Consider the following 19,155-nt stretch of genomic DNA (forward strand, 5'->3'; position numbering starts at 1 on the left):
CGCAGCCAACGTCGTCAGACACGCGTAAATACGGTTTCATCCACGTGCACCCGGTCGGGATACACGATGCGACCGCGCATCAATTGATCGTCCCCGAACACCGCGTGATGCACCTCGGTCAACCGCAGCGCCGTATCCAGACGCTCGGTGCGCAGGCCGGTGAAGCCGGACTTGGATTTGTCATCAGCCAGCACCATCGGCGCCCGGTAGTTGAACAAATAATCGAGTTCGCGCGCGCGCATCAATTCGCCAATGAGCTGGGCCCCGCCCTCCACGTATACGCCGGTGATTTTTTCCGCCGCACAGCGCGCTTTGAAATCGGAAAACGCCACCCGCTGCGTATCCGAGGGCACCACCCAGACCTTGATGCCCAGGTTCTCCAATTTACGCACGTAACCCAGCCCTCCGTGCGGCGTGGTGACCACGATGGTGCGCTCCTTGAACTCGTCGGTGTAAACGCGAGGCATGTTGCGATCGACCACCGTGCGTAACAAACCGTCGAATACGAAACGGTGCGGACACCACTCGTCGCCGTTGGGCAACCGCGCGGTGAGGCGAGGATCATCCTGCAACACCGTCATGGCTCCGACCGCGATGCTCGGAAACAACCGCCGCCAATGATGCACATCCGCCCGGGACTGTTCATTGGTGATCCACTGCGAATCACCGGTGCGGGTCGCGATACGGCCGTCAATGGTCACCGCCGTCTTTGCGGCCACCAACGGCTTACCGGTCGAAATCCAGTGATTGAAAATCAGATTCAGATCGAGGCACTCCCGCTCCAACACTCCTGCCGTCACTTCGACGCCCGCCGTGCGCAACACCTCCAGACCGCGCCCGGCATGATCCGGATTCGCGTCGTTGGCGCCGACCACGACGCGCTTGATCCCCGCAGCGATGATGGCGTCGCAACACGCGCCCGTGCGGCCCGCGGTCGAACACGGCTCCAACGTCACGTAGAGCGTCGCCGTCTTGCCGGGTTTGCGCCCCAGCGCGGTCAAGGCGGCTTTCTCTGCGTGCGGTCCCCCGTCGGAGGCATGGTGACCTTCCGCGACGATCTTGCCGCGCTCCACCAAGACCGCTCCCACCATGGGATTCGGATGCGTTTCGCCCCACGCTTGGCGCGCCAGGTCCAGCGCCCGTGTCATGAATTGTTCGTCGTTAGGGTCGGACATAGGGATTGGTGGCTTTTTCCTGCGCTACGGTGGTGGCCGGGCCATGCCCGGGATACAGCGTGGTTTCGTCGTTCAAAGTATAGATGCGACTGCGAATCGACGCCGCGAGTTCCTCGCTCGATCCCCCCGGCAAATCGGTGCGTCCCACGCTCCCGGCGAAGATCGCGTCGCCCACGAAAGCGGAGCCGAGCGCACTGAATACAAACATGATGTTGCCCGGACAATGTCCCGGCACGTGACGAATTTCCACGGCTTCGCCGAGGGCCTCGACGGTGTCCCCTTCCTCGACCCATTGATCGATGGTGATGCCCTCCAGACCCAGTTTCGCTCCCATGAAATCTTCCATGACTTCCGGTGTTTCGATCATCGTCTTATCAGCGCGATGCCCCAAGGTCTTGGCCCCGGTCTCCCGCACGATCTCGGCTGCCCCTTGAGTGTGATCCCAGTGGCCGTGGGTGATCCACAATTCGGTCAATTTCACGCCATCGCTCGCTAACTTGGGCGCAATTTTAGCCCAAATGCCTCCGGGCGCGTCGATGAGCACCGCTTCGCCCCGCGCCGGATCGGTCAGCAAATAGGCGTTGGTTTGGATCGGTCCCGCAGGGATCACGTGCAAATTCATCGTCCGGAGGACATCGGGAAATCCCGGATCGGTGCAACGTCCAATTATGCACTTTCACTGGTGGCTTGCCTCCGTCGCCCGACTTCCCGAGCTTTTTCCCTTTTCCCATGACGAAGCTCCGTTTTGCCGTTCTCCCTGGTGACTATATTGGCCCCGAGGTCATGTCCGAGGCCCTCCGTGTTTTGCAAGCCGCCGCCGCGCCCGCCGGGCTCGAACTCGACTACACCACCGCCGATGTCGGTGGCGCCGGGATCGATAACCACGGCAAGGCCCTGCCCGATTCCACCCTCGCCGTGTGCCGCGACGCCGACGCCATTCTATTCGGCTCCGTCGGCGGCCCCAAGTGGGAAACACTCCCGCCGAAGGAGCAGCCGGAGCGCGCCGCCCTCCTGCCTTTGCGCAAGGCGTTCTCGCTGTTCGCCAACATTCGCCCCGGCCTGCTCTACGGCGAACTCACCGACGCCTCTCCGCTCAAAACCGAGCGCATCCCCGACGGCATCGACATCGTGTGCATTCGCGAGCTCACCGGCGGCATTTACTTTGGCCAACCCAAGTCGACCACTGAACTCGAGAACGGTGAATTCCAAGCGATCGACACCATGGTCTACAAAACCAGCGAAATCGAGCGCATCGCCGAAGTCGCCGCCGTCACGGCCAAATCCCGCGGCGGTCGCGTCTGTTCCGTCGACAAGGCCAACGTGCTCGAGACCTCCGTGCTCTGGCGCAAGACGGTCACCGCCTACTTCGCGAAAAACCACCCGGACCTCGCCCTCACCCACATGTATGTCGACAACGCCGCCATGCAGCTCGCGCGTGATCCCAACCAGTTCGACGTGCTCTTCACCGAAAACATGTTTGGCGACATCCTCTCCGACGAGATGGCCGTCATCTGCGGATCCCTCGGCATGATGTGCAGCGCTTCGCTCGGCACCGCCCACAACAGCCACGGTCAACCCTTCGGCCTCTACGAACCCGCCGGCGGCACGGCCCCCGACATCGCCGGCCAAGGCGTGGCCAACCCCTGCGCCCAGATTCTTTCCGCCGCCATGATGCTGCGTTACAGCTTCGGCCAGGGCGAACTCGCGACCAAGATCGAAGCCGCCGTCCGCAAAACGGTCACCGAAGACGGCCTCCGCACCGGCGACATCGCCTTCGGCCGCACGCCCGTCGGCACGACCACGATGGCCGACGCCATCATCGCCAATCTCTGATTTTAGAACCACGAAACACACGAAATACACGAAACTTTCCTCACCGCTGAAGTCTGTCCTATTACCGACTGCTTTCGTGTGATTCGTGTATTTCGTGGTTAATACTCTGCTCCCATGACTTCCGCTGAGATCCGTCAGTCGTTCCTCGATTTTTTCGCCTCCAAACAGCACACCATCGTGCCGTCGGCTTCGCTGATGCCCGACTCGCCCGGACTGCTGTTCACCAACGCCGGCATGAACCAGTTCGTGCCCATCTTTCTCGGTGAACAAGCCCCGGATGTCACGTCATGGGCCGGCGCCATTCCGTCGTCCGATTCCCGCGCGACCGATACGCAGAAATGTATCCGCGCCGGTGGTAAACACAACGACCTCGAGGACGTGGGCTACGACACCTACCACCACACGCTCTTCGAGATGTTGGGCAACTGGTCCTTCGGCGATTACTTCAAAGAGGAGTCCATCACCTGGGGTTGGGAATTGCTCACCAAGGTCTGGGGCATTCCGGCCAAGCGCCTGTTCGCCACCGTTTACTCGCCCGACGTCGCCGCCGGTGATCCCTCGGAATTCGACACCGAAGCGCACGCCATTTGGAAAGCCATCTTTGAAGCCGAAGGCCTCGACCCCGCCGTGCACATCGTCAACGGCAACAAGAAGGACAACTTCTGGATGATGGGCGACACCGGCCCCTGCGGTCCGTGCTCCGAGCTCCACTTCAATCTGCGCGAGTCCGACGACGAGGCCGAAGGTCGCTCCCGCGTCAACGCCGACGATCCCCGCTGCATCGAGATTTGGAATCTCGTCTTCATCCAGTTCAACGCCAACGCCGACGGCACCTTCTCCCCCCTCGCCGCCCAGCACGTCGACACCGGCATGGGCTTCGAGCGCGTCGCCGGCATTTACGCCACGACCAACGGCTTCACCGATTTCACCAAAGAGCCGTCCAACTACGCCGCCGACGTCTTCGCCCCGCTCTTCGCCAAAGTCACCGAACTCTCCGGCAAAACCTACGGCGAGACCGTGCCGACCAAACGCGAAGGTCTGAGCGAACAGGAAAACACCGACATCGCATTCCGCGTGCTGGCCGACCACGCCCGCACCATCAGCTGCGCCATCGCCGACAACATCCTCCCCGGCAACGAAGGCCGCAACTACGTCATCCGCCGCATCCTCCGTCGCGGCATTCTCTACGGCAAAAAACTCGGGCTAACCACCGGCTTCTTCGAACAACTCGTCCCCGCCGTCGTCGAGTCCCTCGGCCCCGTCTTCCCCGAACTCATCGAGAAACAGGTCATCATCCGCAAGGTCATCAAAAGCGAAGAAGAGAGCTTTGGGCGCACGCTGGAGAGAGGACTGCGACTTTTTGAGGAAATAGCGGTTACATTGAAAGAGTTTGGAAAAGATGCTGATACCCCAGAGGCCGGAAAATGGAAACACCCATCCGATAGAGAACCATGCAAAATTATTGCCGGGAAATGGGCTTTCCAACTCTACGACACTTTCGGTTTCCCGCTCGACATGACGCAGCTCCTCGCGACCGAACGTGGACTCACCGTCGATGTCGACGGGTTCAACGAGCTCATGGAGCAGCAGCGTGACCGCGCCCGCGCCGCGCAAAAGAAGGAAGTCATCGTCGCCGCCACAGAAGGCGAAACGCAGGTCAATCACGCCGCCACGGAGTTCACCGGCTACGACTTCGGAAACCTCACCGCCTTCGCTAGCTCCTTGGTCGATGTCGTCGACGCCGAAGATGCCACCTATCTCGTGTTCAAGGCCTCGCCCTTCTACGCCGAAATGGGCGGACAGGCGGGCGACGCCGGCACCGCCACCATTGGTGATCTCACGATCGAAATCACCGACACGATCAAAGACAAAGCCGGTCGCTTCCTGCACAAATGTAGGAGCGCGCTGGCGCGCGATGCTTCACTCGCCATCGGTTCCACCGCGACTCTCAACGTCGACCTCACGCGGCGCCGCGCCATCTCGCGCCACCACAGCGCGACCCACCTCATTCACTGGGCCCTGCGCAAGGTCTTGGGCGACCACGTACACCAAGCCGGCACGCACAAGACGCCCGAGCGCCTCCGCTTTGACTTCGCTCATTTCGAGGCCATGACGCCGGACCAGATCGCCGAGGTCGAACGTCTCGTTAACGCGCAGGTCATCGACAACGCCGTCGTCAAAAACTACGAAACCGAGTTTGATAAAAAGCCCGAAGGCACCCTCGCCTTCTTTGGCGAAAAATACGGTCGCATCGTGCGCGTCGTCGACATCGGCGGCTACAGCATCGAGCTCTGCGGCGGCACCCACGTGCAGACCGCTGGTGAGATCGGCTTGATCAAAATCGTGGCCGAGTCCGCCATCGCTGCAGGCACGCGCCGCATCGAAGCCGTCGCGGGAGCGGCGTCCTACGCGTTTGTTACCGAACACGAGACCGCCCTGCGCACCGTCAGCGGCAAGCTCAACGCCGGTCCCCAGGACGTGAACCAAAAGCTCGACGCCCTGCTCGCCCAAAAGGCGGAGATCGAAAAGAAGCTCAAAGCCTTCGAACAAAAAGCGTCCGCCAATCAAGCCGACGATCTTATCGCCCAAGCTACCGATCGCGACGGCCTCAAATGGGTGTCCGCCGTCGTCACCGCCGAAAACCCGAACGCCCTGCGCGCCCTCGGCTCGCAGATGATCGGCAAGCTCGGTGACGGCATTGTGATTCTCGGGGCCGCGTTTGGCGAAAAAGCCTCGGTCGTCGCTTTCTGTTCGCCCGCCGCCATCGCCGCCGGTCACCAGGCCGGCAAGCTCGTGGCCGAACGCTCCGCCGCTCTCGGCGGCAAAGGCGGCGGCAAACCCGACTTCGCCATGGGCGGTGGTCGCGAGCCCGCCAAGCTCGCCGACGTTTTGCGTCTCGACGCCTAAGCCACGATCAAAGATCGACCGGGGCGGCCCGGTGTGCTTGCCTCGCAGGCACTCCCACCCATGGCCGCCGATCATTCAGTCGAGACGGAAACCGCCCGGTTCGAACGTTTGTTCGATGCCGCCAACGACTTGCTGTATCGCCACACCTCGCGGGCGGAAAAAGCGTTTCGTGATCTGCTGGAAACCATCCCGTTCGAGCACAAACTCACCCGGGCCCGCGTGATGGAGCGCCTGTGCATCGCGTTGCGCATTCTTGGTCATTATCACGAGGCGATTCAGATCGGCACGGATGCGATGCCGCTGTTTGAATCCGGCAACGACGACGCCGGTCTGGGCCGGGTTTGCGTCGCATTGGGGAATGTTTCCTGGAGTCAGGGCGACTTGCTCAAGGCCCTCGCCTACTACGAGTCGGCCCTCGAAATCCGACGCACCTTGAACGATCCCAAAGCGCTGGCCGGTGCGCTCGGTAGTGTGGCCAACATCCTTTCCGAATTGGACCGTCTGCCCGAGGCCCGCGAACATTACGAAGAGGCCTTGGCGTTGAGCGAATCATTCGATGACAAACGCTTTGCCGCTCGCACGCACAATAATCTCGGCGAATGCCTCCTCTTGATGGACGAGTGCCAGGCAGCCATGACCCACTGCGAAGCTTCCCTGCGCGCCGTGCGAGCCCTGGGCGACCGCGCTGACGAACCCAATGTTTTGATCAACCTGGGGCGCATCCAAACGCGATTGCGTCAGTGGCAGTCGGCACTCGATCTGCTCGACGAAGCCGCCGCCGCCGCGGTGATCGCGGAGGATCGGCGCACCGAAGCCGAAGCGATGATGCATCGCGCCGTGCTCACCGAAGATCGCGGTCGGGAAGACCCCCGCTATCTCGGACAGGCCGAGCTCTTTCGGCAGGAGGCCCTGGCGCTGACCGAAGAGATTGGCGCCGACAATTTAAGCCTGCTGCTGCACGAACACAGCGCGGTCGCCGCCGATCGTCGGGGCGACAAACTAAAAGCGACGGCGCATTGGGCCTCGGTCAACGCCCTGAAGGCACGCCGCTGAAACGGCTACCATCGAGCAACACATCGCCATGGCGAAATCCCCACCCGCTCCGGCGAGCACCTTCAGTATGAAGGATTGGTTCAACGCCGACCGCTACCACACGATCGCTGATCAACTCACCGCGGTCGATCCCGGCTTCGATCGAAAGCGTTTCCTACAACTCACCCTCGATGGTCTGGAGTCGCGCGAACTCATGGACCGCATGCGACAAACCGCGCGGGCCGCCGCACTCACCTTGTCCGGCGCGGTGCGAAAGCAGATCGCGACCTTGCGGAGAATCGCCCCGCAAACGGACCATGGTTTCGTCGGTATTTGGTTCGCGGAATTTGTCGCCAATGAAGCGCTGGATCAGCCGGACCTGGCGCTACCCGCATTGCACTTTTTCACCCGCTATGGATCTGCCGAATTTGCCATCCGCCGGTTCATCGTGCGCGACCCCGGAGCCACGCTGGCCCGCATGCAACCATGGACGCAGGACGACAACGAGCACGTCCGACGACTGGCGAGCGAAGGCGCGCGACCGCGTCTGCCGTGGGGCGTGCGACTCGATGCGTTGATCGCCGATCCCACGCCGACACGACCGATCCTCGAAGCGCTCAAAGCCGACTCTTCGCTCTACGTGCGAAAGTCCGTGGCCAACCACCTCAATGACATTGCCAAGGATCACGCGGACTACGTCGTCGCGTGGTGTGCGCCCTGGCAAAGCCTCGGTCCCGACAGTGCGTGGATCGTTCGACATGGCTTGCGCACCCTCATCAAACGCGGCCATCCCGGCGCGTTGAAAATCGTCGGTGCCGGCGCCGACGCGAAAGTCGACATCACGACCTTCGCCGCCACGCCGACCACCGTGACATTGGGCGGATCATTGCAAATCGACCTTCACCTCGCGTCGCTCGCTCGCGGCGACCAAACCCTGATCATTGACTACGTCGTCCACTACGTGAAGGCATCCGGCAAGGCCTCCCCCAAAGTATTTAAGTGGAAACAGTTAAGCCTGAAAGCCAGTGAACGAATCACGCTGCGCAAACACCAGACAATCCGTGATTTCACCACCCGCCGACACCACGCCGGTCACCACCTCGTGGAGCTGCAAATCAACGGCCAACGACTCGCCGAGACGCACTTCGAATTGAAGTTGAAGTGAAGCCCCTGTGGGCAAGTTCCCTCCGTTGCGAATCCGCCGCTCTTACCCGCCAAACATCAAACCCACGGCAAGGAGAGGCCTGACGTTGACGCTCGTCGTGGTTGGCTGAATCTAGGTCTCCGCCATGATCAATTTCAGCGCTCCCGACCTCACCCAGCATCCGCCCCGCAGTCCCCGTGTGAGATTGGGCGGCTTTGTGCATCTGCCGCGCCTCCTCGACAAGGCCCGGGCATTCGTGGCGGGCAAGCACGGGGCCTACACCTACCCCTGCCCGATGGACGAACGGTTGTTCGCCTTCGTCGGAGTGAGCGCCGACGCCTTTCTCGACGCCGTGCGCAGTGGTAAATCGGATACGCAAATGCTGGCGTGGTTGCGCGAGAACATGTCGATCCCCCGCGCCCCGCACGAAATTCTCGCCTGGTCGGAGTGGTTGCAGGACATGGCTCCGGGAGATCCCCGCCGCCACGGTAATTTTGCCACCGAGATCGAACGCATGGCCCCTGGTCGCGAGGACATCGTCACGACGTTCGACCGTCTCGAACTCGACGACTTCACTTCTTTCGGCGGCCAAGGCTGACCACGGCGCGCCACTGGGCCCTATTTTCATTCCCTTCATGTCTTCTGCTCCCGCTCTTACCGCTCTGCTGGCCTTTGACCGCAACAACCGGCTCGCCGTGCGCGCCCTCGGGTCCAAGGCCGGTCTGGCTTTTTCTGGAATCGACGAGCGCATGGCTGTCGATCGGTTAACCTCCGCCTACGCCGAACATACGACTCCTCGCTCGTTGCTGGAGATCGAAGCCGGGGGGCGAAACTACCGCGTCTTTGCCACCCAGGTGCAGGGTGAATCGGCGGATGCTGAAGTGGTGTGTCGCCCCATGGAGCAATTGACGGGAAATCCGGACACGTTGGCCCCATCGTTGGCGGCGATACTGGAGGCGCTCGAACCGCACTTCATCAACCTGCCCTACCTGCACCTCGGCGAAAACGAGTTCATCTACAAATTTCGACCGGAAAAGGAGCGCAACCCCGCGATTTACGCCAGCGATGAAGTTTCGAGCGGGCTCTACCAGTCCCAACTGTGCGCCGCGATCAAAGCCCTCGCCCGCCGTCACGAGCGCAGCGCCACCAGCCCCGTGACCCTCGATTTCGGCGCGGTGGAATACATCATTCCCAGCCACTTCGGATTTTGCCTCGGCGTGAAAAACGCCATCGAACGCGCCTACGAAACGCTGGCGGCCAACCCCGGTAAACGCGTCTTCATGCTCTCCGAGCTGATCCACAATCCGTTTGTGAACGAAGATCTGTGCCGGCGAGGTCTGCGCTATCTGCAAACCGACAAAGGTGTGCCTTTCACCATCACCGGCCTACCCGCCACGGCTGCCACCACCGAGCCACTCATTTGGGACACGCTTACGCCGGACGACATCGTCATCATCCCCGCCTTTGGCGCGACCAATGAGGACAAGGCGCGTCTGGTTAAAAAAGGTCTCGCAGTCTATCCGCATGACGCCACGTGCATGCTGGTCGAAAAAGTCTGGAAGGCCGCCCGCAGCTATGGTCGCGAGGGCTACACGGTGGTCATCCACGGCAAAGCGGAGCACGAAGAGACCAAAGCCACGTTTTCCAATACCCGACGGCATGCACCGGCCGTGATTGTGCGCAATCTCGCCGAGGTCGAAACGCTGGCCAAAATTATCGAGAGCACCGATCCCGCCGTGCGCGCCTCCTTTTACGAGACCTTCGCGGGTAAGTATACCGAGGGTTTCGACGTCGATCGCGATTTGGAACGCGTGGCCGTGGTCAATCAAACCACCCTGCTCATGAACGAAACGCTCGCGATCATCGAGCGTTTGCGCGGGGCGTTCACAACTCGATTTGGGGACGCGGGAGCGGAGCGCGTCGGAGGCGGCGGTCGACGCGACACGTTGTGCTACGCCACTCAGGTCAACCAGGATGCCCTAGGCCGGGCCCTCGCGGAGCCGCTCGACACCGCCTTTGTCATCGGCGGTAAAAACTCCTCCAATACCTATCAGCTTCATCGGCTTTGCGCGGATAAATTGGATGCGCAGGCGTTCTTTATTCAGAGCGAACGCAACATCCTCGCCATGGACGCATCCGAACATTTCGTGTTCCCGGCTCACGGCCCCGCCTCGGGCGGCCATATGGAAACGCGGCCGTTGTGGCATGATCCCGCCGCCCGCAAGCGCGTATTGATCACGGGAGGGGCATCCTGCCCGGACGGGTTGATTCAACAGGTCATCACCCGTTTGAACGGCTTTTTCCCTCCCGAACGACTGCGCTCCATCGAGGCCGTGTTACACGACCTCGAGTGCGAAGACTAACCCGCGCTTAGAAGCGGGTGATGATGCCGACGCGCACGATGAGATTGTCGCCGAGCATGATCGAGGCCGTGCGGCCACCGACGGTTTGGAAGTAGTCGTCGATCGCCTCAAACACCCCACCGACGAACAACGCGGTGCGCGGAGTGATCCAATACTCTGCCGCAATCTCGGCGTAATAGCCCAAGATCATCTCACTGTGCTCACCGGTTTGAGTGATGGTGATGGGATTGCCCACCTCGTAGGCGCTCATGTCGAGCGTCTCGGTCACGGTGTAATCGGTGCCTACAAACGCGCCCATGAGACCCGCCGAAGCAACGATGCCGATCTTCTCCGTGAGATGGGTGCGAATCTCCGCGCCCATGCGGATGGAGTAATAGGCTCCTTTGAGTTCCCAGTCACCGTCGACGAACGCGCCGCCCGCGGTAGTGGTAAAGGTGCGGTTGGGAGTGACTTGCTGCAGGGGAACCGTGGTTTCCAGTCCATCGGCCAGAATGATGTTACCGATGTCATCGAACAGATTGCCAAACGACGGAGCCTCGTAACGCGCGTCGGGCGCATCACCGTAGAGCTCATACAAGTCGGTCATCGTGATCAGATCCGACATTACCCGGCCGGCGGTCGCGGCTTTGACGTCGGTCATACCGATCGAAGCCGTAAGGTTGATTTCCGTCTTGGGGCTCAGCTTGAGGAAGCGACGGGAGACGGCCATTTCCATGCCGAGGTTGGATCCGTCGTGATCAGCCGCCGCGGTCGCTCCGGTGGATTGCGCGGAAAACGCATGCATGGCGATGCCGCCATCCACTTGTTGCGAGTCGTGGGTGTAAAACCACTGCCGGGTTTGACCGGGCGTATAGGAAAGCAGGCTCTCCCCTTTTTCCGTGGTGTAGCGGCCACCCGGTGTGGAAGTCTGATTGCCGTCAGCGTCCTTCTCGCTGCTACGCAGACCATCGAGGGCCACGCCGCCATCGTCGTATCGACGCACGACCACTTCGGTCCGGTCGGCACCGGGCAGATTTTGAATCGAAGGCACTTCGCCCAACCCACCGAACTGCACCGATGATTTGCCGCTGTTGTAGCGGGCGTTTACGTGGAACGTCCACGGGTTGGCATCGCGAAAGGCCACTTTGCGCATCCGCGGCGGCAGCACGAACCCGGGAGGCGCTTCCGCCGTCTGTTCTTCCGGAACTTCGACTTCGGTCGTGGCCTGCGCATAAGTTGGGCAGGCAGAAATAGCGATCGTGAGACCGAGCGTAAGCAGACGGGCGAGTTTGGAGTTCGTCATGGAGTATAGGCGATTCAGACGCGTATTATCCGGTAAGGTTGCTCGGAAAACGGTCATGGCCAGCCCTTTCTTGGGGTTTCATCCCGGATAAGGGGCGAATCGTCCCTTCGACCAGGCCTCGAAGGGCTACTGTGTGAACTCGTCAAACTCGGCCGCCTTGGCCTTTTCAGCGGCCAAAGCCGCGGCCGCGGCGGGGTCGATCGCGGCTTCCCGCTCCTTGAGCCGACGTTCGGCGGCCCGCAGGTCTTCTTCGCGCTGTTCGAGCTCGGTTTCGGTGAGCTGCTGCTCCTGCACCTTATCGAAAAGGCTGGATTCACTTTCCTCCAGAAAGGCTTCCCGTTCCTTGATCGATGCCCGTTGCTCCTTGAGGGATGCCTCCTGTCGCTCCAGCTCGGCTTTCAGTTTTTCGAGTGCCTCTTTCTCCTCGGCGGAGAGCGAAGACCGGGCCGGAGCCGCTTTGCGGGCGGCGGCGAGCACATTTTCCCGCGCCTGCAACAGCGCCTCCATCTCGGCAAATTCACGCTGCTGTTCGAGCAATTTGACCTCCAGCTCTTCGCACGCGCGTTCCCGGTCCTCCAATCGGGCCTCCAACTCGCGCAGCGCTTTTTCGAGCTCGTTCGACTTTTCCGGAGACATCCGGGTTTCGGATTCTCCCCAGGGGGCCCGGGTGACCGCCACGATTTCGTTGATTTTTTCACGGGCTTCGGCGGCATTTGCCGATTGCTCGATCGGCGACCGCACCCGGCGGCGCAAGGACAGGTTTGGTCCGCCGGCCCCGGGCGGGGCACCGGGAAAACGAAGTTTGTTGCCGGGAGGCGGGGGCAAATCAGGCATGACCGATCATCGACCGAAAAGGCGGCCGAACCAACCCGATTTTTTCTCGGGCACAGCTCCGGCCACATGCGGCTCCAGCAACTTGACGACCAAGGGCTCGATGGCGGGATCCTGCAGCACCATCACTTCGCGGCTCAAGGCGGTGCCCGCCGCGATGCGGGCCTCGATCTGAGCGAGGTCGGCTTTGAAGTAGGCCAGGAGCGCCTCCACCCGCGATTCCACCTTGGGGGGCACGGCAGCCCCGCGAGCGGACAAGCCCTGGCGCTGAAGCGCCGACAGGCCCGCGACGGTGGCGCCCAGCGCTTCGATGAGATGTAGCCCTTTTTGCCCCGGACGAAACGGCAGGAACTTGGCAATGGTCGCTTCGTCCACGTGCGACAGGGCGTTGAGCAGGCTGCGGAAATCGCCACCCACGATGACACTCTGGGACATGCTTTGCGCAAAAACGGCGAACGCGCCGATGGTCTCCAGGTTTTCCAAGCCGCAAAACTCCAGCGTGTCGGCGGACAGACTGCTGAACCGGATGGGAAAATCTTCAGGAATCTCCAACTTCTTGAGATTATCTAGAATCGGATTGGACGCCGCGGACGCGGATTCGCTGTGCTCGACCATGTCGCCGAACGGGTCGTCAAAGGCCAAGGTTTCCTGCAGAATCGTGATCAGCGTGGTGATGCTGTTCGCCGGATAACCACGCGACGCGAGCAATTCGACCGTGTCGTCGTATTCGAGATCGATGTAATCCGCCGGGCAGTCGACTTTGTTCGCGCCGGGCCATTCCGGGCCATCGAGGTTTTCCGCCAGACTGGAGAGCGCCGTGTCGACCATGATGGACGACGCAAACGCGGTGCGGACTGCATTCCATTGTTGAGCGGAGGATGGATCAGGCATGGGGAGCGTAAGAGAAGGGTTTAGTCGGTGATGCCGTCGCCGTGACGAATGAGTTCCATGGCGACCTTGCGGTAGTCGTCGACGACGGTCGATTCCCCGCTGCTGTCGGCGGACGCATTGACCAGGTTGACCGGCAGTCCCAGCGTGACCGCCCGTCGGACCACCATCGCATCGCGCACGTGTTGTTCGAACAATTTGGCCGACGGTGCTACGCGCTTGGCGCTGCGATATTGGTTCATGCGCAACTGCATCCGCATCCGCGGCACGTCGATGTCGACGCCGGTTTTGATCGAGTTGAAGATAATGCCCTGCACGCGCGCTGGCACTCCCTGGGAGGATTTGCGAAAGCTGGCGCTCAGTTGGTGAAACTTGCCCAACTTCTCCACCAGCAGCGTGAAGCCGATGAGGCTCAAGGCGTCCGGGTTGGACGGCACGTAAATTTCGTTGGCACTGAAAATCCCGCACTGCGACGCCCGCAAAATATTCGGCGGACAATCGAACAGGATGAAATCGTAGTTGCTCTCGATGGCCTCGAGTTGGTCGCGAAAAATCACATACGGCGGTCGGGCCGGATCGCCGCGAAACTCGTTTTCCAAATCCACCAGATTGAAGGTCGTCGGCAGAATATCCAACCCCGGCAGCACGACCTCTCCCGTCTTGCTGCGCACCACGTCTTTGACCACCAGATCCGACACCTTGGCTTCGCCGGGATCGAAGATCGAATACACCGCGCCCTGGCTCGATGTGTTGATTTTGTTCCACCGGTCCAACCGCAACAGCCAGATGGAAGCGTTGGACTGGGTGTCGAAATCGCAGATGAGGACGCGTTTGCCCAGTTTGGCCAAACAAGCCGCGATGTTCACGAGCAGTGACGTTTTGCCGACGCCGCCCTTGTAGTTGATGAAAGCAATTTTTCGAGCCATGATACGGATCAATCGATGTCAGGGGTAATGCCCCTGATCACAAGGACTTGACGGTGCGATTTTAACCGCCGACTGCCCAGAACAAAAGCGGTCTGGCGGGGTTTCACCAAATATTCGCAAAACGGTGAGCAAACGCGATTTGTCACCGATTGGTCGCGCAAACGCCACCCCCCCGCAATGCGGCCCGGCTAATTTTCCCCGAGCCGTGATTCCATGCCCCCCTACATACTAAGCGTCGACGACGAACCGGATGTGACCGACATCATCGCCTTCAACCTGCGGAAACGGGGTTACGAGGTGCAAACCGCCGCCGATGGTCACAGCGCACTCGATCGCATCGCGGAACGACGACCGGATCTCCTGTTGTTGGATCTCATGCTGCCCGACCTCGACGGGTTTGCCATCTGCGAGATTCTGCGCCGCCGCGCGGATACCGCCACGTTGCCCATCATCATTCTTTCCGCGTGGAGCGAACCCGATTCGCGCCACCTCGGCCTCGAGCTCGGGGCGATCGACTTCATCAACAAACCCTTCAGCCCCCGGGCGCTGGTCGAACGCGTCGACAATCTGCTGGCTTCACGCCACCCCGCCACCGATATCCGCTCTTGAACAGCGACCGGGGACGACGGCATAAGGCCGTCATGCCCGACAAAACTCGCCTGATCACCGCTTTGATTGAAAAGCTCGAGGCCGACCGTGATCTGCAAACCCGGGCCGCCCTGCTCGCGCGCGACGAAGCGACCAACGAAGAAAGCCGCGCGGAAAACAAATATGACACCCGCGGCCAGGAAGCGGCCTATCTCGCCGAGGGTCAGGCCAAGCTCGCGGCGGAGCTGGCTGACGCCATCCGCCTGTATCGCTCGCTCGAACTACCCGCCACCCCTCCGCCCGCGGCCCTCAAGATCGGGAGTGTATTCACCATTGAACGACTAGGCGGGCCTCTACACGGCTTGATCGGCCCCCGCGCCGGCGGCACAGATTTCACGGTCGACGACACCACCTACACGGTGATCACGCCCAGTTCCCCACTGGGCCGGGCCGTGTTGGGTCGTAAGGCTGGCGACACCGTGTATCTGGTCCAACGGGGCAAACCGCAGCCGCATCGCATCACGGCCACGGCCTGAGCGTCGTTTCGTTACTCGCCGAGCGAAAATACGATTGGCACACTCATCCGGAACGAGACCACTTTGCCATGGCGTTTGCCCGGTTCGAACCGCCACCGCTGCACGGCGCGTTCCGCCGCCGCCGCAAATTCCCGGCGCGCATTCGTCGCCGCCTTGGCTTCGATCACGCGACCATCCAAGCCAACGATAAACTCCACCACGACGCTCTCCTCAATCCCGGCGCGTCGCATGGTGTCGGGATAACGGGGAGACATGCGAAACGTGGCCCGCGGTTCACGGTCGAGCCCGCTCGCGTGAAACACGCCGGCCTCCACTCCCCGCTCAAGCCAACTTCCGCCGTTGCCCGGCCGGGGCGGTTGCAGCTTTTGCCCGAAAGTCGGAATGACGGTGGGAATGCGTTCGGGCAAAGCGGGCGGCGGCAAATCCGGCGAATTCGTGGGGTCCGGGGCGAATTCACCAGCGTGAGATGTCCGGTCCGACGCGGCCGGAGCCTCTGCGGCATCAAAGACGTTTTCCGGCTCATCGGGTTCAATAAATTCGATCGGATACACGGTGATGCGTTCCACCGGCTCCAATGGCAGGGGCATCGATGATGCGACCTTGCGTGAATTAAATCCGAACAGAAACAGCGCGTGGCTGGAGGCGGCGATGATCACCGGTAGCGTGAAGGATGATTTCATGGGTAACGGGGGTTCAGTCTTATCACGAACTCCGGGGCCGTTTCTTAGAGCTCAAGCCCACCGGTTTGCCCGCGTAAGATTCATTCCGCCGCCCCTCCGTATTCACTTTACCCCTGCGCCCCTTCCCGCGCCAATGAGGCATGCGCTTTGACCCCGTTTCGCCGTGCCTTGGGTTGTTCGTTGTGCTGGTGTCCGGCGTCATCGCGGCACCGCCGCCCCTACCTCTGCCGCTGCGCAAGGTAAACCCCGATCGGATATCGAGTGGCGTCTATGCGACCTTCGCCGCCGAAGGGCGATTCGGCGACGAAAGCTCCGACATCGTGCCCGTCACCGCCCGCGACGCGCTGCCGGCTCACGCTCCCGCCAAAGGCACTCCCGCCGACCTGCTGGATCCCTGGGTCGCGAGCAATACCCGACTCGGTGAGGATCCGAGTGAACTGCCGAGCAACCGTCGTCAACAAGCCGAGCCACACGTCTTTCGCAGTGTGACCTATCCGGAGCGACTACTCGCCACTTTCCAAGAGGGGCGGCGTTCCGACGGCGGCGCAACTTCGTGCGGCTACGCCTACTCGGAAGACGGCGGCCGCACGTGGACCCGAGCGCTGATTCCCAACCTGACCGAGGTCAGTGGAGGCGCCAACCTTCGAGCCACTGATCCGGTCGCGGCCATTAACCTGAACGGCACCCTTTTTCTCAACACCCTGGTGGCGCGCAACGGGGACTTCAGTCTCGGCGATCTCACCATCGTGAGGTCCGAGGATCGCGGAAATACCTGGACCGATCCCGCGATCGTTTTCGCCGCCCCCAACGAGCGGTTGTTTCCCGATAAAAATTGGCTGACGGTGAACGATATCGCCGGCTCGGCGACCGTCGGTCGTTTGGTCGTGACCTTCACGGCCTTCACCAGCGACGCCGACGGCAATTCCACCGGGACCAACCTCCGTTGCACCTATAGTGACGACAATGGCATCACGTGGTCGGAGGCCAATTTCATCACGCCCGCCGGTAGTCACAACCAGGGCAGCCAGCCGGTGTTTCTGCCCGACGGCTCACTGTTGGTGCCCTACATCACCTTCACCAACGCCGAGCTCGATTTCCGCATCGAATGCAAACGCTCCGTCGGCGGCGGCACGATTTGGCCCGCCTCGGCGACCGTCATCGCCGACGTGCCCAACCCCTGGGATGACCCCGTGGCACGCGATGGGGTTTTTCTTATTTCCGCCCATGCGGCACGGGAGTCCGGGGATGTGTTTGTGACGTGGTCCGTTTCCGATAACGGCGGCAGCCGAGTCGCGATTTCGCGTTCGAGTGACCGCGGCGCGACGTGGTCGAATCCGACCTACGTCAACGAGCACGCCACCCAACGCTCGGCATTCAATTCCACCGTGACCTCTTCGTTCGATGGCCAGACCGTCACCGTGTCGTGGATGGATACCCGCAACGCGCCCGACCGCCGCAACTTCGTCGACATGTATGCGTCCACCAGCACGGACGGCGGGGTGAGCTGGTCGGACGATTTTCGCATCTCGGATCGCACGACCGACGTGCGTCTCTCCCAAAACACCGGCCGCGGTTACATGCTCGGCGATTACTACGGTCTCGTGGCCGGCCCCACGCCGGCCACGCCCACCGTGGCAGTCTGGGTCGACACCCGCAGCGGTGAAGCTGATCCCGTCGCCACCCGTTTCAACCCGGTGCCCAACGCGACCTACGAGGGCTGGCGTCGCGCGCATTTCCTCCCGGCGGGCGATGCGGGCAACGACATGAGCGGTCCGCAGGGCGACCTCGATCACGATGGGTTTTCCAACGGATTCGAATACCTCTACGGGCTCGATCCCCAGACGCCCGACTACGGCACGGTGTTCGACGTCAACTTCTCCCCCGGCACCATCATGATCGACGAGCCAAGGTTCGAGAATCGGCCCGATTTCAGCGAAGACATCTGGGAACAATCCCTCGACGGGCAAACCTGGTCCGCCATCACGCCGGTCCCCACGGTTGCCGCTTTGCCGCCGGGAACCATGTGGTTCGCGCATCCCATGGGGGATCGCAGCGCCGTGTGGGTGCGTCGCCGCGTATCTGTGGGAGGCACGCCGCTCGTCAGCACGAAGCCCTTGGTGCTGGGCGGCACCACACGCTTGATCAACCTTTCCTCCCGCGCCGTCGTCGGCACCGGCGAATCGCAATTAATTCCCGGCTTCGTCGTCACAGGCGGAGAACTGCGTGCCCTCGTCCGCGGCATCGGACCGACCCTGACGACACTCGGCGTCGCCGGAGCGCTACCCGACCCCCAACTGCAACTGGACCCCGCTCCTTCAACCGGTGAGTCCTTCAACGACAACTGGGGCGATCCGAGTGGCGTCAATGCCGACGCGTTCACCAGCACCGGAGCGTTCGCGTTGGCGGAAGGCAGCCTCGACGCCGCACTGATCGCCGACCTCCCCGTCGGCTCGACCACCGTATTGATTTCCGACTCCGCCGGCAACCCGGGCGTGGCGCTGGCGGAGTTGTTTGAAATCGCCCCCGTCGACGAGTCCGGTGCGCATTTGGTCAACCTATCGACGCGCGCCCAAGTCGGCACGGGCGACGACGTGCTGATTGGCGGATTCATTTTGTCCGGCACGTCTCCGCGACGGTATCTCATTCGCGCGGTCGGGCCGTCCCTCACGTCATTCGACATCGACGCCCCACTCGCCGACCCGATGCTGCAACTCTTCCGCGCCGGATCGAGTTTCCCGATCGCCCGCAACGACGACTGGTCGGTCAGTCCGTCTGCAACCGCCATCCTCCACACCTCCCAACGCGCCGGCGCCTTCGCTCTGGAGCCCAACACGCGCGACGCCGCGCTCATCGTCACCCTCGAACCGGGAGGCTACACCGCGATGATTTCAGGGGTCGGCAACACGACCGGCGTGGGATTGATCGAAGTCTACACCCTCGACGAGTGAACCGGAAACTCGTTCCGCACGC

General features: G+C 61.8%; 16 protein-coding genes. 9 read left to right on the top strand and 7 right to left on the bottom strand.

Annotation, left to right across the window (positions count from 1 at the left end; translation table 11 throughout):
- Positions 1-14: 14 nt before the first annotated feature.
- Together ribD and PXH66_RS09440 are read right to left on the bottom strand one after the other, a co-directional pair.
- Positions 15-1,175 (bottom strand): bifunctional diaminohydroxyphosphoribosylaminopyrimidine deaminase/5-amino-6-(5-phosphoribosylamino)uracil reductase RibD, encoded by a 1,161-nt coding sequence (gene ribD / locus PXH66_RS09435; RefSeq protein WP_330931336.1) that lies wholly within the window; start codon positions 1,173-1,175, stop codon positions 15-17.
- Positions 1,162-1,797, bottom strand: coding sequence for an MBL fold metallo-hydrolase (locus PXH66_RS09440; protein ID WP_330931337.1), 636 nt, complete (start codon positions 1,795-1,797; stop codon positions 1,162-1,164). The genes ribD and PXH66_RS09440 overlap by 14 nt, the downstream gene beginning before the upstream one ends.
- Positions 1,798-1,904: 107 nt before the next feature.
- Here PXH66_RS09440 and leuB point away from each other — a divergent pair, with 107 nt between their 5' ends.
- The 6 genes from leuB (at position 1,905) to ispH (ending at position 10,454) form a co-directional block, all read left to right on the top strand.
- Positions 1,905-3,008 carry a 3-isopropylmalate dehydrogenase gene (gene leuB, locus PXH66_RS09445; protein ID WP_330931338.1) on the top strand — a complete coding sequence of 368 codons (1,104 nt, stop codon included), beginning with the start codon at positions 1,905-1,907 and terminating at the stop codon, positions 3,006-3,008.
- Positions 3,009-3,122: 114 nt separating this feature from the next.
- On the top strand, positions 3,123-5,915 hold the full coding sequence (gene alaS, locus PXH66_RS09450) for an alanine--tRNA ligase (RefSeq protein WP_330931339.1): 2,793 nt from the start codon (positions 3,123-3,125) through the stop codon (positions 5,913-5,915).
- A 60-nt stretch (positions 5,916-5,975) separates the two neighbouring features.
- The gene (locus PXH66_RS09455; protein WP_330931340.1) at positions 5,976-6,968 is read left to right on the top strand and encodes a tetratricopeptide repeat protein; all 993 of its coding nucleotides are present in this window, start codon (positions 5,976-5,978) and stop codon (positions 6,966-6,968) included.
- A gap of 28 nt (positions 6,969-6,996) precedes the next feature.
- Complete coding sequence (locus tag PXH66_RS09460; protein ID WP_330931341.1) at positions 6,997-8,112, top strand: DNA alkylation repair protein; 1,116 nt, start codon at positions 6,997-6,999, stop codon at positions 8,110-8,112.
- 124 nt (positions 8,113-8,236) lie between these two features.
- The gene (locus PXH66_RS09465; protein WP_330931342.1) at positions 8,237-8,689 is read left to right on the top strand and encodes a DUF5069 domain-containing protein; all 453 of its coding nucleotides are present in this window, start codon (positions 8,237-8,239) and stop codon (positions 8,687-8,689) included.
- A gap of 37 nt (positions 8,690-8,726) precedes the next feature.
- Positions 8,727-10,454, top strand: coding sequence for a 4-hydroxy-3-methylbut-2-enyl diphosphate reductase (gene ispH / locus PXH66_RS09470; RefSeq protein WP_330931343.1), 1,728 nt, complete (start codon positions 8,727-8,729; stop codon positions 10,452-10,454).
- A 7-nt stretch (positions 10,455-10,461) separates the two neighbouring features.
- On the opposite strand, the gene PXH66_RS09475 is transcribed toward ispH, so the two are convergent.
- The 4 genes from PXH66_RS09475 to PXH66_RS09490 form a co-directional block, all read right to left on the bottom strand.
- Positions 10,462-11,736, bottom strand: coding sequence for a hypothetical protein (locus PXH66_RS09475; RefSeq protein WP_330931344.1), 1,275 nt, complete (start codon positions 11,734-11,736; stop codon positions 10,462-10,464).
- A 126-nt stretch (positions 11,737-11,862) separates the two neighbouring features.
- Positions 11,863-12,570, bottom strand: a complete 708-nt coding sequence (locus tag PXH66_RS09480) for a hypothetical protein (RefSeq protein ID WP_330931345.1) — start codon at positions 12,568-12,570, stop codon at positions 11,863-11,865.
- Positions 12,571-12,576: 6 nt separating this feature from the next.
- Positions 12,577-13,458, bottom strand: coding sequence for a hypothetical protein (locus tag PXH66_RS09485; RefSeq protein ID WP_330931346.1), 882 nt, complete (start codon positions 13,456-13,458; stop codon positions 12,577-12,579).
- A 20-nt stretch (positions 13,459-13,478) separates the two neighbouring features.
- The gene (locus PXH66_RS09490; RefSeq protein ID WP_330931347.1) at positions 13,479-14,381 is read right to left on the bottom strand and encodes a ParA family protein; all 903 of its coding nucleotides are present in this window, start codon (positions 14,379-14,381) and stop codon (positions 13,479-13,481) included.
- 213 nt (positions 14,382-14,594) lie between these two features.
- Here PXH66_RS09490 and PXH66_RS09495 point away from each other — a divergent pair, with 213 nt between their 5' ends.
- Together PXH66_RS09495 and PXH66_RS09500 are read left to right on the top strand one after the other, a co-directional pair.
- A complete protein-coding gene (locus PXH66_RS09495) occupies positions 14,595-14,990 on the top strand; it encodes a response regulator (protein WP_330931348.1) in 396 nt (131 codons plus the stop codon).
- Positions 14,991-15,022: 32 nt separating this feature from the next.
- The gene (locus PXH66_RS09500; protein WP_330931349.1) at positions 15,023-15,505 is read left to right on the top strand and encodes a transcription elongation factor; all 483 of its coding nucleotides are present in this window, start codon (positions 15,023-15,025) and stop codon (positions 15,503-15,505) included.
- 11 nt (positions 15,506-15,516) lie between these two features.
- On the opposite strand, the gene PXH66_RS09505 is transcribed toward PXH66_RS09500, so the two are convergent.
- A complete protein-coding gene (locus PXH66_RS09505) occupies positions 15,517-16,185 on the bottom strand; it encodes an energy transducer TonB (protein ID WP_330931350.1) in 669 nt (222 codons plus the stop codon).
- 140 nt (positions 16,186-16,325) lie between these two features.
- Between PXH66_RS09505 and PXH66_RS09510 the strand changes: the two genes are divergently transcribed.
- Positions 16,326-19,133 (top strand): sialidase family protein, encoded by a 2,808-nt coding sequence (locus PXH66_RS09510; protein ID WP_330931351.1) that lies wholly within the window; start codon positions 16,326-16,328, stop codon positions 19,131-19,133.
- Positions 19,134-19,155 lie beyond the last annotated feature (22 nt).

The organism is Synoicihabitans lomoniglobus (assembly GCF_029023725.1).
In the GTDB taxonomy this organism is placed as follows: domain Bacteria; phylum Verrucomicrobiota; class Verrucomicrobiia; order Opitutales; family Opitutaceae; genus Actomonas; species Actomonas lomonigloba.

Bases quoted from the DNA above. Each gene is read 5' to 3' on its own strand.
- ribD (WP_330931336.1), bottom strand. From the start codon at position 1,175: ATGTCCGACCCTAACGACGAACAATTCATGACACGGGCGCTGGACCTG.
- PXH66_RS09440 (WP_330931337.1), bottom strand. From the start codon at position 1,797: ATGAATTTGCACGTGATCCCTGCGGGACCGATCCAAACCAACGCCTAT.
- leuB (WP_330931338.1), top strand. From the start codon at position 1,905: ATGACGAAGCTCCGTTTTGCCGTTCTCCCTGGTGACTATATTGGCCCC.
- alaS (WP_330931339.1), top strand. From the start codon at position 3,123: ATGACTTCCGCTGAGATCCGTCAGTCGTTCCTCGATTTTTTCGCCTCC.
- PXH66_RS09455 (WP_330931340.1), top strand. From the start codon at position 5,976: ATGGCCGCCGATCATTCAGTCGAGACGGAAACCGCCCGGTTCGAACGT.
- PXH66_RS09460 (WP_330931341.1), top strand. From the start codon at position 6,997: ATGGCGAAATCCCCACCCGCTCCGGCGAGCACCTTCAGTATGAAGGAT.
- PXH66_RS09465 (WP_330931342.1), top strand. From the start codon at position 8,237: ATGATCAATTTCAGCGCTCCCGACCTCACCCAGCATCCGCCCCGCAGT.
- ispH (WP_330931343.1), top strand. From the start codon at position 8,727: ATGTCTTCTGCTCCCGCTCTTACCGCTCTGCTGGCCTTTGACCGCAAC.
- PXH66_RS09475 (WP_330931344.1), bottom strand. From the start codon at position 11,736: ATGACGAACTCCAAACTCGCCCGTCTGCTTACGCTCGGTCTCACGATC.
- PXH66_RS09480 (WP_330931345.1), bottom strand. From the start codon at position 12,570: ATGCCTGATTTGCCCCCGCCTCCCGGCAACAAACTTCGTTTTCCCGGT.
- PXH66_RS09485 (WP_330931346.1), bottom strand. From the start codon at position 13,458: ATGCCTGATCCATCCTCCGCTCAACAATGGAATGCAGTCCGCACCGCG.
- PXH66_RS09490 (WP_330931347.1), bottom strand. From the start codon at position 14,381: ATGGCTCGAAAAATTGCTTTCATCAACTACAAGGGCGGCGTCGGCAAA.
- PXH66_RS09495 (WP_330931348.1), top strand. From the start codon at position 14,595: ATGCCCCCCTACATACTAAGCGTCGACGACGAACCGGATGTGACCGAC.
- PXH66_RS09500 (WP_330931349.1), top strand. From the start codon at position 15,023: ATGCCCGACAAAACTCGCCTGATCACCGCTTTGATTGAAAAGCTCGAG.
- PXH66_RS09505 (WP_330931350.1), bottom strand. From the start codon at position 16,185: ATGAAATCATCCTTCACGCTACCGGTGATCATCGCCGCCTCCAGCCAC.
- PXH66_RS09510 (WP_330931351.1), top strand. From the start codon at position 16,326: ATGCGCTTTGACCCCGTTTCGCCGTGCCTTGGGTTGTTCGTTGTGCTG.